The 17,159-nt window shown below is 68.8% G+C and carries 13 protein-coding genes; 8 read left to right on the forward strand and 5 right to left on the reverse strand.

Features of this window, described 5'->3' with window-relative positions:
- Positions 1–243: 243 nt before the first annotated feature.
- Both F787_RS0103405 and F787_RS0103410 read right to left on the reverse strand, forming a co-directional pair.
- Positions 244–1,962 carry a proline--tRNA ligase gene (locus tag F787_RS0103405; protein WP_028491318.1) on the reverse strand — a complete coding sequence of 573 codons (1,719 nt, stop codon included), beginning with the start codon at positions 1,960–1,962 and terminating at the stop codon, positions 244–246.
- Positions 1,963–2,011: 49 nt separating this feature from the next.
- Positions 2,012–2,353: a phenylpyruvate tautomerase MIF-related protein gene (locus F787_RS0103410; protein WP_028491319.1), complete on the reverse strand. Its 342-nt coding sequence runs from the start codon at positions 2,351–2,353 to the stop codon at positions 2,012–2,014.
- Between the two features lie 288 nt (positions 2,354–2,641).
- On the opposite strand from F787_RS0103410, the gene F787_RS0103415 reads away from it, so the two are divergent.
- From F787_RS0103415 to F787_RS0103435, 5 genes are all read left to right on the forward strand, one after another.
- Complete coding sequence (locus tag F787_RS0103415; RefSeq protein ID WP_019569126.1) at positions 2,642–3,691, forward strand: efflux RND transporter periplasmic adaptor subunit; 1,050 nt, start codon at positions 2,642–2,644, stop codon at positions 3,689–3,691.
- Positions 3,688–6,990: an efflux RND transporter permease subunit gene (locus F787_RS0103420; RefSeq protein ID WP_028491320.1), complete on the forward strand. Its 3,303-nt coding sequence runs from the start codon at positions 3,688–3,690 to the stop codon at positions 6,988–6,990. The genes F787_RS0103415 and F787_RS0103420 overlap by 4 nt, the downstream gene beginning before the upstream one ends.
- 243 nt (positions 6,991–7,233) lie before the next feature.
- Positions 7,234–7,452: a hypothetical protein gene (locus tag F787_RS0103425; protein ID WP_018870032.1), complete on the forward strand. Its 219-nt coding sequence runs from the start codon at positions 7,234–7,236 to the stop codon at positions 7,450–7,452.
- Positions 7,453–7,471: 19 nt separating this feature from the next.
- On the forward strand, positions 7,472–7,678 hold the full coding sequence (locus tag F787_RS0103430) for a hypothetical protein (protein WP_018870031.1): 207 nt from the start codon (positions 7,472–7,474) through the stop codon (positions 7,676–7,678).
- Positions 7,662–11,522 carry a PAS domain-containing protein gene (locus tag F787_RS0103435; RefSeq protein ID WP_028491321.1) on the forward strand — a complete coding sequence of 1,287 codons (3,861 nt, stop codon included), beginning with the start codon at positions 7,662–7,664 and terminating at the stop codon, positions 11,520–11,522. Before F787_RS0103430 ends, F787_RS0103435 begins: the two co-directional genes overlap by 17 nt.
- Here the strand turns inward: F787_RS0103435 and F787_RS0103440 are convergent.
- Genes F787_RS0103440 through F787_RS0103450 form a run of 3 tightly spaced genes read right to left on the reverse strand, consistent with a single transcriptional unit; the run spans position 11,513 to position 14,139 of the window.
- A complete protein-coding gene (locus F787_RS0103440; protein WP_028491322.1) occupies positions 11,513–12,862 on the reverse strand; it encodes a nucleoside recognition domain-containing protein in 1,350 nt (449 codons plus the stop codon). The genes F787_RS0103435 and F787_RS0103440 overlap by 10 nt on opposite strands.
- Before the next feature lie 19 nt (positions 12,863–12,881).
- Positions 12,882–13,742 carry an SDR family oxidoreductase gene (locus tag F787_RS0103445; protein ID WP_019021244.1) on the reverse strand — a complete coding sequence of 287 codons (861 nt, stop codon included), beginning with the start codon at positions 13,740–13,742 and terminating at the stop codon, positions 12,882–12,884.
- Positions 13,743–13,761: 19 nt separating this feature from the next.
- A complete protein-coding gene (locus F787_RS0103450; protein WP_028491323.1) occupies positions 13,762–14,139 on the reverse strand; it encodes a DsrE family protein in 378 nt (125 codons plus the stop codon).
- Between the two features lie 168 nt (positions 14,140–14,307).
- Here F787_RS0103450 and F787_RS0103455 point away from each other — a divergent pair, with 168 nt between their 5' ends.
- The 3 genes from F787_RS0103455 to aspS all read left to right on the forward strand — a co-directional run bounded on the left by F787_RS0103455 (position 14,308) and on the right by aspS (position 17,154).
- A complete protein-coding gene (locus tag F787_RS0103455; protein ID WP_028491324.1) occupies positions 14,308–14,607 on the forward strand; it encodes an FmdB family zinc ribbon protein in 300 nt (99 codons plus the stop codon).
- 5 nt (positions 14,608–14,612) lie between these two features.
- Positions 14,613–15,266: a DUF502 domain-containing protein gene (locus tag F787_RS0103460; protein WP_019590715.1), complete on the forward strand. Its 654-nt coding sequence runs from the start codon at positions 14,613–14,615 to the stop codon at positions 15,264–15,266.
- 100 nt (positions 15,267–15,366) lie between these two features.
- The gene (gene aspS, locus F787_RS0103465) at positions 15,367–17,154 is read left to right on the forward strand and encodes an aspartate--tRNA ligase (RefSeq protein WP_028491325.1); all 1,788 of its coding nucleotides are present in this window, start codon (positions 15,367–15,369) and stop codon (positions 17,152–17,154) included.
- Positions 17,155–17,159 lie beyond the last annotated feature (5 nt).

The raw sequence follows: 17,159 nt of genomic DNA on the forward strand, positions 1-17,159 counted from the left end.
GCCCGGAGCAAGGTTCCCGGGCGAGCTCCGGGTGCCCTTCTTTGGGTCCTTTCTTGGGCAAGCAAGAAAGGACCTCGCGGCGCGCTCGCGAGAGAGCGCAACACCCCCGGCGGCAGCCGAAAACCGCCGACTCCGCAGCGTCAGCTCAAGGCCTGGCGGCAGCGGTCAAGCACGGGCACCAGCAGCCCGATCGCTTGCAAGCAAGCTCCTGCAGCCGCATCCGGGCGCCGGCGCGGATGGCGCCTACGCGCCGTGCCCGGTGCGTTCGCGCAGGGCCGCCACCAGCCCGTCCATCGGCAGGTGTTCGGCCTCGCTGGCGGTGCGGGCCTGGTATTCGAGTTCGCCGGCGTCCAGGCCGCGTTCGCCGATCACGATGCGGTGCGGGATGCCGATCAGCTCCATGTCGGCGAACATCACGCCGGGGCGCTGTTCGCGGTCGTCCAGCAGGACCTGGAAGCCGGCGGCCTCGAGCTCGTCGTGCAGCTGTTCGGCGGCCTCGCGCACGCGCTGCGACTTCTTCGCGCCGATCGGGCACAGGGCGATGTCGAACGGGGCGATGGCGGTGGGCCAGCAGATGCCGCGCTCGTCGGAGTTCTGTTCGATCGCGGCGGCGACCACGCGCGAGACGCCGATGCCGTAGCAGCCCATGGTGACGATCTGTTCGCGCCCGTCCTCGTCCAGCACCCGGGCGCCCAGGGCCTCGGAGTACTTGTCGCCGAGCTGGAAGATATGGCCGACCTCGATGCCGCGGCGGATCTCGATGGGGCCGGAGCCGTCGGGCGCGGGTTCGCCCTCGGTGATGTTGCGCAGGTCGGCACCCTCCGGGCGCGGCAGATCCCGTTCCCAGTTGACGCCGGTCAGGTGGTGGCCGTCCTCGTTGGCGCCGACCACCATGTCGGCCATGCCGAGCACGGCGTCGTCGGCCAGCACCGGGATCGGGCTGTCCACCGGGCCCAGCGAGCCGGGGTCGGTGCCGAACACGGTACGGATCTCGCTCGCTTCTGCCATGCGCAGCGGCTCGGCGATCCAGGGGTGCTTCTCGGCCTTCACGTCGTTGAGTTCGTGGTCGCCGCGCAGCACCAGGGCGACCAGATCGGCGTCGACTGCGTCGCTGGCGGCCACCACCAGGGTCTTGACCGTGCGTTCGGTCGGCACGTCGAGGAAGGCCGCGAGATCGGCGATGGTGTGGACGTCCGGGGTGGCGACCTTCTGCAGCGTCTCGGCGGGGGCGGCCGGCGCGGCGGGGCCGGGGCATGGCGCGAGTTCGACGTTGGCGGCGAAGCCGCCCGGGGAGAAGGCGATCGCGTCCTCGCCGGAGGCGGCCAGCACGTGGAACTCGTGCGAGGCGTTGCCGCCGATCGCGCCGGTGTCGGCCTCCACCGCACGGAAATCCAGGCCGCAGCGCTGGAAGATGCGGCAGTAGGCGTCGTGCATCTGCTGGTAGGTCTGCCCCAGCGAGTCGGCATCCAGATGGAAGGAGTAGGCGTCCTTCATCAGGAATTCGCGCGCACGCATCACGCCGAAGCGCGGGCGGCGCTCGTCGCGGAACTTGGTCTGGATCTGGTAATAGTTCACCGGCAGCTGACGGTAGCTGCGGATCTCGCGGCGCACCAGATCGGTGATGACCTCTTCGTGGGTCGGGCCATAGCAGAAATCGCGTTCGTGGCGGTCCTTGATGCGCAGCAGCTCGGCCCCGTAGAAGTCCCAGCGCCCGGATTCCTGCCACAGCTCGGCCGGCTGGATGGCCGGCATCAGCACCTCCAGGGCCCCGGCGCGGTCCATCTCCTCGCGCACGATGTTCTCCACCCGGCGCAGCACACGCAGCCCCAGCGGCAGCCAGGTGTACAGCCCGGAGGCGAGCCGGCGGATGTAGCCGGCGCGCAGCATCAGCTGGTGGGAGACGATCTCGGCGTCGGCCGGGGTTTCCTTCAGGGTGTTCAGCGGGAATTGCGAGACGCGCATGGGACTCGGGCCTTGTGGTCGGTGGTCGTTGAGCGGACGGGGTTCGGGATCAGAACGTGGTGCCGTTGGTGCCCCAGAAATGGCGCGGGGCATCGGCGAACTCGATGTAGACGCGCGCCGGCTCCACGCCCAGTTCGGCCTGCACGGCGTCGCACAGCTTGCGTGACAGCTCGCGGGTCAGGCCCTCGGGCAGACCGATGCTCTTGAGTTCGCAGTAGGCGAGGGGATCGGTGCTGCCGCCGAAACGCATGTGGGCGTTGTGGCCAAGGGCGATCATCACGTAGCCCTCGGGCTTGTTCAGCCATTCGGCAACCGCGGTCGACAGGCGGGCGGTGACGGCATCCGGATCGGCGGGCAGGGCAACGTTGGTCTCGATACGCAGCAGTGGCATGGCGGTCTCCCGGGAATGAAACGGCGGTCGGGGAACGTCCCCGTGCGGGTGCCGACATGATACGGACAGACGCGGCGCGCTGCAGGGGGTTGCAGGGCTCTGCTGCAAAACCGACGGGGAAAGCTATACTCCGGGCAGTTACCGGGGTTGCGGTCGGGGATTTGCCCGCCCGTGGCCGGCTCCGTTAAATTAGGGAAAACTAATATATTAAAGAACGGCCCCGTGACGGCTGATCGCCCCGCAAGAAGGGTGGCAGGAGAGGGCCGAATATCCGGAAGGGACCACACCATGACACGACTCCCGATCATCGGGGCCGCGCTGCTTGCGCTGGCTCTGCCGCTGGCGACTCAGGCCGATGACCTGCCCTTCGAGACGGTCGAGGCCGAGCGTCTGACCCTGCCGCAGGAGCGTCTGCTGGATGGCCGCGTCGAAGCGGTCCAGCGCTCCACCATCTCGGCCCAGACCTCGGGCCGCATCCGCGAGATCTACGTGGACGTGGATGACTTCGTCGAAGAGGACGAACTTCTGCTGCGCATCAGCGACGTCCAGCAGCAGGCGCGCCTGAGTCAGGCCGAGGGTGACCTCGCCGATGCGCGGGCACGTTTCCGCGAGGCGCGCTCCGAGTTCGAACGCATCCGCGAGGTGTTCGAACAGGACGTGGTGTCGCGCTCCGAGTTCGAGCGCGCCGAGGCGCAGCTGGAATCCGCCCGTGCGCGCCTGCGCTCGGCCGAGGGGCGGGTGGACGAGGCCCGCGAACAGCTCGGCTACACCGAGGTCTACGCGCCGTACTCCGGGATCGTGACCGAGCGCATGGTCGAGGTCGGGGAATCGGTCTCGCCGGGTTCGCCGCTGCTGGCCGGGCTGAGCCTGGATCGCCTGCGGGTCGAGGTCGACGTGCCCCAGCGTCTGATGCCCGGGGTGCGGGATCGGCGCGAGGCCGAGGTCCTGCTGGATTCCGGCGAACGGATCGCTGCCGAGAGCCTGACCCTGTTCCCCTATGCACATCCGCAGACCGCCACCTTTCGTGTGCGCGTGAACCTGCCCGAGGACGAGAACAACCGCGGTCTGTTTCCCGGCATGTTCGTGAAAACGAGCTTCGTGCTGGACGAGGTCGAGCGCCTGATGGTGCCGCAGGAGGCCGTGGCCTATCGCTCCGAGGTGATCGCGGTGTACGTGATCGACGACGAGGGCCGGGTGCGCTTCCGTCAGGTCCGCACCGGGCGCGAGCACGACGGCATGATCGAGATCCTTGGTGGCCTGCGCGAGGGTGAACGCGTGGCGCTGGATCCGGTGCATGCCGCGATCTATCTCAAGGAACACCAGCAGGTGACGCGATGAGCGGCGGCGGCACGGACGCGGCCCCGGAGCGCATGGGGATCTCCGGGCGCATTGCGAAGGCCTTCCTGACCACCCAGATCACCCCTTTGCTGGCCCTGGTGGGGCTGCTGCTGGGGCTGTTCGCCATCCTGGTGACTCCGCGCGAGGAAGAGCCGCAGATCAACGTCACCATGGCGGACGTGTTCATCCCGTTCCCCGGGGCCAGCGCCGAGGAGGTCGCCCATCTGGTGTCGACCCCCGCGGAGCAGGTGCTGTCCGAGATCGAGGGGGTGGACGACATCTATTCCACCTCGCGCCCGGACATGGCGCATATAACCATCCAGTTCGAGGTAGGCGAGGACCGCACCGCGGCGCTGGTGCGGCTGTACAACCAGGTCTTCTCCAACGATGACTGGATGCCGCGGAATCTGGGGGTCGGCGAGCCGATGGTGCGGCCGATGGGCATCGATGACGTGCCCATCGTCAACGTGACCCTGTGGACCGAGGACGAAGAACGTGGCGGACACGACCTGCTGCGCGTGGCCCACGGGCTGGAATCGGAACTCAAGCGGGTGCCCGGCACGCGCGACATCTACACCGTCGGCGGGCCCGACCACGTGGTCCACGTGCGCTTCCAGCCGGAGATGCTGGCGGCGCACAACCTCGCGGTGGACGACCTGCGCGAGGCCCTGGCGGTGTCGAATTTCTCGCGCGATGCCGGGCATCTGTATCAGGACGACGAGGAGATCCTGATCCAGGCCGGCGACTTCATCACCGAGCCCGAGGCGTTCGCGCGGCTGGTGGTGGGGATGCATGACGGACGTCCGGTGCATCTGGAAGACGTGGCCGAGGTCGAACAGGGCCCCGGCTATCCGAGCGAGCACGTACGCTTCGCCCATGGGGCCGCGGCCGAGGGCGGCGGGCACATTGGCCAGAGTCACCCGGCGGTGACCGTCGCGGTGGCCAAGCAGCCGGGCACCAACGCCCCCGATATCGCCGACCAGGTCATCGAGCGCCTGGACCAGCTGCAGGGCACCTACATCCCCGAGGGGGTCGAGGTCTCGATCACCCGCAACTACGGCGAGACGGCCGAGGACAAGGCCTCCACGCTGATCCAGAAGCTGATGCTGGCAACCGCGTCGGTGATCATCCTGGTGTGGATCGCGCTGGGCTGGCGCGAGGCGTTCATCGTCGGCGTGGCGGTCATCATTACCCTCGCGCTGACGCTGTTCGCGTCCTGGGCCTGGGGTTTCACCCTCAACCGGGTGTCGCTGTTCGCGCTGATCTTCGCCATCGGCATCCTGGTGGACGACGCGATCGTGGTGGTGGAGAACATCCACCGACACATGGTCCAGGGCGGGCGCAAGTTCCTCGAATCCATCCCGCTGGCGGTGGACGAGGTGGGCGGCCCGACCATCCTCGCGACCTTTACCGTCATCGCGGCGCTGCTGCCCATGGCCTTCGTGACCGGGCTCATGGGGCCGTACATGAGCCCCATCCCGATCAACGCCTCCATGGGGATGGTCCTGTCGCTGGCGGTGGCCTACGTGGTGACTCCGTGGCTGACCTACAAGGTGCTGCGGCGTCAGGCCGAACAGCACGAGGCCGGGGGCGGACACGGCGGACACGAGGCCGGCGAGGCGGCCTCCGATGGCCTGATGCGCCTGTTCAACTTCCTGCTGCGCCCCTTCCTCGGGACCGGCGGGCGCAAGAAGATCAACCGCATGGCGCTGTGGATCGGCACGCTGGTGCTGATCCTCGGCTCGGTGTCGCTGGCCTATTACCAGCTGGTGGTGCTGAAGATGCTGCCGTTCGACGACAAGTCGGAGTTCCAGGTGGTGCTGGACATGCCCGAGGGCACCAGTCTGGAACGCACCGGCCAGGTGCTGGGCGAGATGGCCGACTACCTCAAGACGGTGCCCGAGGTGCACGACGTGCAGACCTACGCGGGCACGGCCACGCCCATCAACTTCAACGGCCTGGTGCGGCAGTACTACCTGCGCGAGGGGAGCCATGTCGGCGACATCCAGGTGAACCTGACGCATGCCTCCGAGCGCGACCGGCGCAGCCACGACATCGCGCTGTCGGTGCGCGACGAGATCAATGCCATCGCCGGGCGCTATGACGGCGCAGCGGTGAAGGTGGTCGAGGTGCCGCCGGGACCGCCGGTGATGTCGCCGATCGTCGCCGAGATCTACGGGCCGGACTACGACGGCCAGATCGAGGTTGCGAAACAGGTGCGCGAGGTGTTCGAGAACACCGAGGGCCTCACCGACATCGATGACTCGGTGGAACACCCGGGGCCGAAGAAGATCCTGCAGGTGGACCGCGAGCGCGCCGCGCATCTGGGCGTGCCCCAGCGGGCGGTGGTCGAGGCGATCGAGACCGCCCTGTCCGGCGAGGACGTAACCTATCTGTACGGCTCCAATATCAAGTATGCGGTGCCGGTGCGTCTGGAGTTCGATCGCGCGGAGAAGGGCAGCCTGGATCCGGTGCTCGGGCTGCGGGTCCGCTCGCAGAGCGGCGAACTGGTCCCGCTGGCCGAGGTCGTGAACGTGGTGGATTCGAGCCGCGAACACTCCATCCATCACAAGAACCTGTTGCCGGTGGTCTACGTGCAGGGCGATCTGGCGGGCGGTGTGGACAGCCCGCTGTACGGCATGTTCGACATGTTCTTCGGCCTGCGCGACCAGCCCATGGTCCATGGCGAGCCGCTGGAGCAGCGGTTCATCAGCCAGCCGGACAACCCGTACAACTTCAGCCTGAAGTGGGACGGCGAGTGGCAGGTGACCTACGAGACCTTCCGCGACATGGGCATCGCCTACTCGGTGGGACTGATCCTGATCTACCTGCTGGTGGTCGCGCAGTTCCGCTCGTACATGGTGCCGCTGATCATCATGGCGCCGATCCCGTTGACGGTGATCGGGGTGATGCCGGGGCACGCGTTCGTGGACGCGTTCTTCATGGATGCCAAGTTCACGGCGACCTCCATGATCGGGATGATCGCGCTGGCGGGGATCATCGTGCGCAACTCGATCCTGCTGGTGGATTTCATCAACGAGGAGCTGCGCCGCGGGGTGGACACCATCGAGGCGGTGGTGCATGCCGGTGCGGTACGGGCCAAGCCGATCGTGCTGACGGGGCTGGCGGCGATGGTCGGGGCCGGGTTCATCCTCGATGACCCGATCTTCTCCGGGCTGGCGATCTCGCTGATCTTCGGGGTGTTCGTGTCCACGGTGCTGACCCTGGTGATCATCCCGGTGCTGTACTACCTGTACGTACGCAACCGGGTGGACCAGATCCGCGAGCAGGCGGCATAAGCCGGCCCCGTCATTGCGAGGAGCGTAGTGACGAAGCAATCGCCATGGCGGCCCCCGGCCCCGGTGCACTGCGGGCAGCAACCGATTGCCACGTCGCCTTCGGCTCCTCGCAATGACACAGGCGGGGGCGAGTAGCGGCCCCGGCACGTTGTCGCATGGCAATGGCACGACCGGAGTCCGGCGTTTTCGCCGGGCGACGGTACCGGCATACAATCGGGGGACCGAACGAACCGGAGTGGCTCGATGAATGTGGACATGGGAGACGAGGGCCTGGATGTCACCGGGATCAGTCGTGAACAGTGCGCGACCCTGGTGGAGGCCCTGAAGGCCAGCAGCGATCAGAGTTTCATGGAGGATCCGGAGCTGCGCAAGCTGTTCAAGCTGCTCGCCGTGCTGCAAAGCGATCTGTGGGACGAGATGACCGCGGGTCAGTTCGATTTCAGTCAGTACAAGAAGCAGTAAGCCACTGCAGGAGACTGTCATGTCCGATCCGTCCGGCGGCCGCCCCTCGAATTTCGTCATCGGCAATATCCTGCTGGGGCTGGCGGCCCTGATGCTGTTCTTCTTCGTTCCGCTGTGGGAGCGGATCGGCGTGGTGGCCCTGTTCCTGTGGATGGTCCTCGCTGCGGCGGGGGTCTACTTCATCGTGAAGGACAAGGACATAACGCCCGGTGGACCGCCGAACTGATGCCCCCCGGACGGGGGAGCAGGCTGCCGGTATCGGGGGTTCGGACACCGTATCCGACGGGACTTCGCGGTCCGCTTTTCCGGCCTTTCTGAGCGCGCGCCTCGCACGCCTGCGCGACGCCGCGGGCGAGCTCGATCAGGGTGAATGCTCCGGGGACTGCGTGGATCGGCTGTATCGCGAGGTCAGCGCCCTGGCCCGCGTGGCCCGGACTCACGGGGTGCAGGAGATCCTGCGCCTGGCCGAGTCACTACAGGCCACCCTGGCCGGGCTGCGGGCCCGTCCGAATACCGCCGATCGCGAACTGCTGCGTCTGGGCCTTGCGCGCCTGGAGGCCGCCGCGGAGGCCTGGGCGCGTCAGGAACAGGGGGTGCCGGAGACCCGGCTCCAGCCGCAGGTGTCGGCGGATGCGGGTGGCGGCCGGGTGCAGGTGGTCGCGGAGGACCCGGAAGTCGGCGAGGCGGTGGCGGGCATGCTGCGTGATCACGGTTTCGCGGTCGTGCTGAGCGGCGCCGAACCGGACGCGGCGGGCGCCGGCGGGGTCACCGCGCGGGTGGTCTGCGTCGGCGAGGTGGCCCCGGAGTCCGCGGTGCTCGCGCGACTGCAGGATCCGGGGCGCGGGTTTCTGCCGACCCTGGTGGTGGCGCGCTCCTGGAGCCCCGGGGCGCGCCTGCAGGCCGTGCGCGAGGGCGCGGCCCGCTGCCTCGATTACCCGCTGGCGGACGATACCCTGCTGGAACAGCTGGTGCAGATCGGCGGGGTCGTCGCGGAGACGGGGTATCGGGTGCTCCTGGCAAGTGCCCGCCCCGAGGCCGCCGACGACACCCTGGCGGCGGGCCTGCGGGAGGCCGGACTGACGGTGGAGGTCCAGCCGGACCCCGATGCCGCGCTGGTCCGCCTCCACGGCGGCGAGGTCGAGGTCCTGGTGCTGGATCTGGACGAAGGGGGGTGCAGTGCCGAGGAGTTCGCGGCCCTGCTGCGCACCCGCGACAACGGTTCCTCCATCCCCATGCTGGTCCTGACCGCCGACCCCGGGCGGGTGAACGAGCTGATGGCCCTGCACCCCGGGGCGAGCGGGGTGTTCCTCAAACCGGTGGAACCGCGCCGCCTGGCGGATACGGTGGTGGCGCGTGCCCGCCAGCAGCGGCAGATGGACGGGGTGACGCGTGCTTATCGCCAGGCGCTGTACGAGCGCGAGCGGGAACACCTGGCGGTCGACGAGCACGCGCTGGTGAGCATCACCGACGTGGCTGGCGACATCATCTATGCCAACGAGCGGTTCGCGCGGGTCAGCGGCTATAACGTATCCGATCTGCTGGGGCGCAACCATCGCCTGCTGAAATCCGGAATGCACGCCCCGGCTTTCTACGAGGAGCTCTGGGAGACCATTGCCGCGGGTCGCGTCTGGCAGGGCGAACTCTGCAACCGCGCGCGGGACGGCTCGCTGTACTGGGTCGAGACCACCATCGTTCCCTATCTGGACGGCGACGGCCTGCCGTATCAGTACGTGTCGATCCGCACCGACATCACCACGGTGAAGCGCCAGGAGCATCGCCTGCGCAGCAGCCAGCGCTTCGCCAACATGGGGACCTGGGAATGGACCCCGGGGCGCGAGGAACTGCAGTGGTCCGAGCGTATCGCGCCCCTGCTGGGCCACTCTCACGGAGACCTCGAGCCCACGGTGGAGAATTTCCTCGGTGCCGTGCACCCGGAGGATCGCGAGCGGGTGGAAAACGCCATCCGCAGTTCCCTGCGTCGCGGGTCCTATCTCGAACTGGAGCACCGGGTGGTCTGGCCGGATGGCACGGTCCGCTGGCTGCTGCAGCGCGGTGACGTCGAGCGCGACGCCAGTGGCGGCGTGCTGCACATGCTGGGTGTGTCGCAGGACATCACCAAGCGCAAGCAGTCCGAGCTGGCCCTGACCCGACAGACCACGCGACTGCGCGAAGCCCAGCGCCTGGCGCGCGTGGGGCACTGGGAACACGATCCGGTGACCGGAGCGCTGTGGTGGTCCGACGTGGTCTACGAGATCTTCGCCCTGTCCCCGGGCGACGCCCCGGTAAGCATGGAGGGCTTTCGTGCGTTCGTGCACCCCGAAGATCGCGAGCGGCTCGACCGCGAATATGCCGGGGTGCTCACCGAGGGGCGGGGCGAGGTGTTTCTGCGCATCCGGCGCGATGACGGCGAACTGCGGCACCTGCATCTGATTGCTCATGGCGAAAGCACCGGCGGCCGGGAACAGAACGGCCGGCTGACCGGGACCGTTCAGGATGTCACCGAGCTGCAGCAGGCCCAGGAAGAACTGTCGCTATTCCGGCGCATCTTCGAGGCCTCCGAACAGGCGATCTCGGTCGCCGACCGGGAAGGCCGCATGGTGTACAACAACCCTGCGGTGCTGGAGATGACCGGCTTCGAGGAGGCCGAGCTGGCGGGCCGGTCCTATCGCGACCTGATCCCGGAGGAGGCGGAACAGTCGGCGCGCGAGATCGACGAAATCCGCGAGGCCGGCGGGGCCTGGACCGGTCAGCTGCCGATCCGCTGCCGTAACGGCGCGGTATTCATGTCCAGCAGTACGATCGGCGTGGTGCGTGACCGCCGCGGCGAGCCGCAGTACATCTTCAACATCTTCGGGGATTTCACCGCGGAGCTGCAGCGGCGCACCGAGCTGCAGCGGGCCCGCGAGGAGGCCGAGCAGGCGAGCCGGGCGAAGTCCGACTTCCTGTCCAACATGAGCCACGAGCTGCGCACGCCGATGAACGCCATCCTGGGCTTTGCCCAGCTGTTGCAGCGCGACACGTCGCTGGGCGAGCGCCAGCAGAGTCAGCTGGACGAGATCGCCCGCGCCGGCCGGCACCTGCTGGAGCTGATCAACGAGATCCTGGACCTCGCGCGCATCGAATCGGGGCGGCTGCAGGTGACGCCGGAACCGGTGGACGTGGCGGACGTGGTGGACGAGTGCCTGTCGCTGCTGCGGCCGCTGGCACAGGAGCGCGAAGTTCGCCTGGAAGGCGCGCGGGCGGCCACCGCGGATGCCCCCCGCGTGCAGGCCGACCGTACCCGGCTGAAACAGGTCCTGCTGAATCTCTTGTCCAATGCCATCAAGTACAACCGCGAAGGCGGGCGGGTGACGCTGCTGGGCGCCCCGGGGCAACAGGGGCTGCAGCTGGAGGTGCACGACACCGGCCCCGGACTGACTGCCGAGCAGCAGGAACGGCTGTTCCAGCCCTTCGACCGACTGGAGGCGGACGCCAGCGGGGTGGAGGGCAGCGGCGTGGGACTCACCATCACCCGGCACCTGGTGGAGATGATGGACGGTCGGCTGGGCGTGACGAGTACGCCGGGCGAGGGTTCCTGCTTCTGGTTCGAACTGCCGCTGGCCGCGGACAGCGATCCCGGGGCAGCACCCGCGGGCGGGCCCGGTCACCCGGCCGCGACCGGCGCATCGGAACTGCCGGCGTCCGGCACGCCGCGCACGGTGCTGTGCATCGATGATCAGCCGGCCAACCTGCGCCTGATGGAAGAGGTCCTGGGGCCGGAGCCGGACCTGGAAACGGTGGTGGCCGAGACCCCCCTGAAGGGCCTGGAGGAGGCGGCACGGCTGGCGCCGGACCTGATTCTGCTGGATCTGGCGATGCCCGGCATGGACGGTTATCAGGTGCTGCGCGCGTTGCGGGCCGACGATCTGCTGGCCGCCGTCCCGGTGCTGGCGGTGACCGCGGATGCCACCGACCCGACGCGCGAGCGGGCGCTGGCGGCCGGTTTCGCCGAGGTCATCACCAAGCCGGTGGATCCGGCAGGGCTGCGGGAGCGGGTGCGCGCGTTCGCCCGCGACGCGGGTCAGAGGTAGAGCCAGGCGACGATCGCGACCGCGGCGACCACCGCCACCGCGTCGGCGCTCAGCGCGGCCGCCAGGGTGTGGCGGACCCGTTTGACCCCGATCGCGCCGAAATAGACCGCGAGCACGTAGAAGGTGGTCTCGGTGGAACCCTGCAGGGTGGACACCAGCATGCCGACGTGGGTATCCGGCCCGGTGGCGGGGTCCTGCATGATCCCGGCCATGATCCCGTAGGCCCCGGACCCGGACAGTGGCCGCAGCAGCGCCATCGGCAGGGCCTCGGCGGGCAGCCCGAAGGGCGTGGTCCACGGCCCGACCAGCCCGACGAACATCCCCAGCGCGCCGCTCTCGCGCAGCATGCCCACCGCGACCAGGATCGCCACCAGATAGGGGATGATCCGCAGGGCCACGTTGAAGCCCTCCTTTGCCCCCTCGACGAAGACCTCGTATACCGGTACGCCGCGCAGCACGCCATAGGTGAGGAAGCCCACCACCAGTCCCGGGATGATCCACGGGGCGATGGCCTGGCCGTAGATGATGGTCAGCGGGATGATCGCCAGTACCCCCAGCAGGACCAGGATCGAGACCCAGGCGGGATAGCCCTCGGCAGGGACCTCGATGTTCATCGGCTGGGGCTGCTCGGCCGGCTCCGTGTCCCGGTCGGCATTGGAGGGCCGGTCCCCGGCGGGGTTGGCTTCAGCATCGGGGTCGTCAAGACCGCCGGGCGGGATCTCGCGGGTGGCCGCCGGGGGGTGGAACCAGCGTTGCAGGACCAGCGCGCTGGTGATCCCGGCGACCGTGGCGAACAGTGTCGCGAACAGTGTGGTCGGCAGGATGGCGGCCGGATCCTCCGAGCCCAGCGAGGCGCGCAGCGCGATCACCCCGGTGGGCAGCAGGGTGATGCTGGAGGTGTTGATCGCCAGGAACAGCGCCATCGCGTTGGTGGCGGTGCCCGGGTGGGGGTTGAGCTTCTCCAGCTCCTGCATCGCGCGGATGCCGAACGGCGTGGCGGCATTGCCCAGCCCGAGGATGTTGGCGGAGAAGTTCAGGATCATCGCGCCCATCGCCGGGTGTTCCGGCGGGACGTCGGGGAACAGGCGCACCATCAGCGGCCGCAGCAGGCGGGCGAGCACGGTCAGCAGGCCGCCGGCCTCGGCGATCTTCATCAGGCCGAGGAACAGGGCCATCACCCCGACCAGTCCCAGTGCCAGCTCGACCGCGGCCCCGGCTGCCTCCACCGCGCCCTCCGAGAGTTCGGCCATCGGACGCTCGTCGGGATCGGTGGAGCGCAGCTCGCGCAGCGCCGCGGTGGCGAAGGCGATGACGACCAGCGCAAGAAAGATCGCGTTCATGCGCCGGGGACCGCGACGGTCAGCGGTTCTCGCCGCGCGAGACCAGGCGCAGGAAGGCGTCCATCCAGCGCGCCGGCAGGATCGCCTTGAGGAAGGCGAACAGATGCGTGGGGAAGGTCACGCGGTAGCGCAGCTTCGGTCGCCGCGCCTCCAGGGCATGGATCACGCAGCGCGTGACCGCCTCGGGCCCGAGGGTGAACGGGGCGTCGGCCTCGGCGTTGGCCATGCGCGCCTCGGCCGCCTCGTAGGTGCGGGCCCAGGGGCTGTGGGCGCGGTGGATGTGGTGGCGGAAGGCCTTCAGCGCGTTGGCGCGGAATTCCGAGCGGATCGGCCCGGGCTGGATCAGGACCACGCGGATGCCGCTGCCGTGGAGTTCCTGGCGCAGGGTGTCGGACATCCCTTCCAGCGCGAACTTGGAGGTGACGTAGGCCCCGCGCAGGCGCAGCGGGGCGAACCCCAGCACCGAGGAGTTCTGGATGATGCGCCCCTCGCCGGCGCGGCGCATCGCCGGGATGACCAGATTGGTGAGCTCCAGCCAGCCCAGCACGTTGGTCTCCAGCTGGGCGCGCAGGGCGGCGCGCGAGAGGTCTTCCACCGCCCCCGGCTGGCCGTAGGCGCCATTGTTGAACAGGCCGTAGAGCTTCCCGCCGGTGCGGTGCAGCACCTCGTGCGCCGCACTGCGGATGCTGGCGGAGTCGTTGAGGTCCAGCTGCAGGGCCTCGAAGCCCTCCTTCTTCAGGCGCGAGACGTCTTCGGCGGCGCGCGCCGTGGCGAATACCCGGTAGCCGCGGTCGCGCAGGGCGCGGGCGGCGTGGGCCCCGATCCCGGAGGAGCAGCCGGTGATCAGGACGGCGCGGGCATCGTCTTCGGCGGAACTCACGCGGACCTCCGGGGGCCGGTCAGTAGGTCAGGGTGGCGACGCCGTCCTCGACGACCTCGCCGATGAAGGCCCCGCCGCCGCGCATGCCGTCGAGTTCGGGCACCGCGTTGTCCAGCGTCAGGCCGTTTTCGTCCATCGCGCCGGCGCAGGCGTAGAAACGTGCGCCGGCCTCGTGGGCATCCTGCATGAAACTGTAGACCGACTTCTCCTGGCCGTCGCCCGGGTACATGGCTTCGGCGACTCCCTGGCGCAGCAGGCGGGTGGTCTGCGCGGCGAAATAGATCTCGACCTCCAGATCCATTGCGCCGGCGACCGTGGCCTGGAAGAACGGGGCCCCCAGGGTGCCGGGGCGTTCGAGGTCCAGATTCAGCAGCATGATCACGATCTTGTCGGCCATCTCGTCTCTCGTTGTTCGGGGGTGGGTCGGGGAGTTTTCGGGAACGCCGCATGATCGGATCTCGCGGCGCGCGAAGCAATTGCCGCCAGTCCTTTTATTCCGGGCCGGCGGCCGCATAATACGGTCATTCGCTTCGCAACGAGTCACAGTCTTCGGGAGAACACCCTCATGCCGATCTATGAATACGCCTGCCAGCAATGTCACCAGATCTCCGAGATCCTGCAGAAGATCTCGGATCCGCCCGCTACCACCTGCCCGCAGTGCGGTGCCGAAGCGCTGACCAAGCAGGTCTCGGCCGCCGGCTTCCGCCTGGCCGGGGGTGGCTGGTACGAGACCGATTTCAAGCAGGGCGGCCAGCGCAACCTGAAGGAGGGCGGCGGGTCCGCCGGTGACAGTGGCGGCTCCGGGGGTTCCGGCAGTTCCGGCGGCGGTGATGGCGGGGGCAGCGCCGCCACGACCGGAGGCTGAGTCCGATGCTGGCCGCGCTCCGGCGTTACGTGATCGCGGGGCTGCTGGTCTGGCTGCCACTGGTGGTGACCGGCTACATCATCAAGCTGCTGGTGGACCTCCTGGACTACAGCCTTCTGATCCTTCCGGAGGAGTGGCGCCCGGAGGCCTGGCTGGGCTTCGACCTGCCGGGGGCCGGGGTGGTGATCGCGGTGGCGATCGTGCTGCTGACCGGCATGATCGTGGCCAACATCCTCGGGCGGCGACTGGTCCAGCTGGGCGAGGCGGTCGTGCGGCGCATCCCCCTGGTCAGCACCATCTACGGGGCGGTGAAACAGGTCACCGAGACGGTGTTCTCCGACGGTGGGGATTCCTTCCGCAAGGTGGTGCTGGTCGAGTATCCGCGCAGCGACGCATGGTCGGTGGCCTTCCTCACCGGTACCGGCACCCGCGAGACCCGTGAACGCACCGGCGAGGACATGCTGACGGTGTTCGTGCCCACCGCGCCCAATCCCACCTCCGGGTTCGTGCTGCTGGTCCCGCGCGAAGACGTGATCGAACTGGAGATGTCGGTGGAGGACGGGCTCAAGTTCGTGATGTCGCTGGGGGTGGTCACGCCCGCCGCGGACAGCCCCGGCAACGCGCCGCTTCCGGTTGCGCGGGACGGGGGCAGGCCGTAACATTTCCGGCCCTTTGACGGGCGTGACGCGCCCGTTTTCCCCGATCAACCCGCGCGGCCGCCATCACCGGCATGCCGCGCCCGGCAGCTGGAACGGCGCAATGCGAACGCATCTCTGTGGGCAGGTCACCGAACGCGACCTCGATTCCGAAGTGACCCTGTGTGGCTGGGTCAACCGCCGCCGTGACCACGGCGGCGTGATCTTCGTCGATCTGCGTGATCACGCGGGACTGGTGCAGGTGGTGTTCGATCCCGACCGTGCCGAGGTCTTTGCGCGCGCCGAGCAGCTGCGCAGTGAATACGTGATCCGCATGACCGGACGCGTGCGCCGGCGCCCGGAAGGCACCGAAAACCCCGAGCTGACCACCGGCGCGGTGGAGATCCTCGGGCTGGAGCTGGAGGTGCTGAACGCGGCGAAGACGCCGCCGTTCCCGCTGGACGACGAGGACGTGGGCGAGGATACCCGCCTGCGCTATCGCTACATGGATCTGCGCCGGCCGGTGATGCAGGAGCGCCTGCGCCTGCGCGGGCAGGTCACCGCGGCGATGCGCCGGTTCCTCGAGGAGCGCGACTTTCTCGACATCGAGACCCCGATGCTGACCCGCGCGACCCCCGAGGGCGCGCGCGACTATCTGGTGCCGTCGCGCACCCACGCGGGCAGCTTCTTCGCCCTGCCGCAGTCGCCGCAGCTGTTCAAGCAGCTGCTGATGATGTCCGGCATGGACCGCTACTACCAGATCACCCGCTGCTTCCGCGACGAGGACCTGCGTGCCGACCGCCAGCCGGAGTTCACCCAGCTGGACATGGAGATGGCGTTCGTCGACGAGGCCGACGTGATGGGCGTGACCGAGGAGCTGATGCGCCATCTGTACCGCGAGGTCATGGGCATCGAGCTGGACGACCCGTTCCCGCGCATGAGCCACGCCGAGGCGATGACCCGCTTCGGCTCCGACAAGCCGGATCTGCGCATCCCGCTGGAGTTCACCGAGCTGACCGAGGTGATGCAGGCGGTGGAATTCAAGGTCTTCAACGCGCCGGCGAACGACCCCGAAGGGCGGGTGGCCGCCCTGCGCGTGCCGGGCGGCGCGGAGCTGACCCGCAAGGAGATCGACGGCTACACCGAGTTCGTCGGGCGCTACGGGGCGAAGGGTCTTGCGTACATCAAGGTCAACGACCCCGCCGATCCTGCGAACGGGCTGCAGTCGCCGATCCTCAAGTTCCTGCCCGAGGACGTGATCCGCGAGATCCTCGCGCGCACCGACGCGGCCGCCGGCGACCTGATCTTCTTCGGCGCGGACCGCGCCGACGTGGTGAACGAGGCGCTGGGTGCGCTGCGCGTGCAGGTCGGCCATGATCGCGGCCTGGTCGAGCCCGGCTGGCGCCCGCTGTGGGTGGTGGATTTCCCGATGTTCGAGTGGGACCCGGACGACAAGCGCCTGTACGCCCTGCATCACCCGTTCACCGCCCCGGCCACCGACAGCCCCGACGCCCTGCGCGAGAACCCGCGCGAGGCCATGTCGCGGGCCTACGACATGGTGCTCAACGGCACCGAGGTCGGCGGCGGGTCCATCCGTATCCACAACCCGGAGATGCAGCAGGCCGCGTTCGAGGCGCTGGGCATCGGCGAGGAAGAGGCACGCGAGAAGTTCGGCTTCCTGCTGGATGCGCTGAACTTCGGCGCCCCGCCGCATGGCGGCCTGGCCTTCGGTCTGGATCGCCTGGTGATGCTGATGAGCGGCGCCCACTCCATCCGCGACGTGATGGCGTTCCCCAAGACCCAGACCGCGGCCTGTCTGCTGACCGACGCCCCGGCGCCGGTGGGCGAGAAGCCGCTGCGCGAGCTGGGCATCCGCCTGCGGGCCGGGGTTGCCGGCGACGGCGCGCAATAGAGCCG

The organism is Thioalkalivibrio sp. ALE19 (genome assembly GCF_000428605.1).
Classification (GTDB): domain Bacteria; phylum Pseudomonadota; class Gammaproteobacteria; order Ectothiorhodospirales; family Ectothiorhodospiraceae; genus Thioalkalivibrio.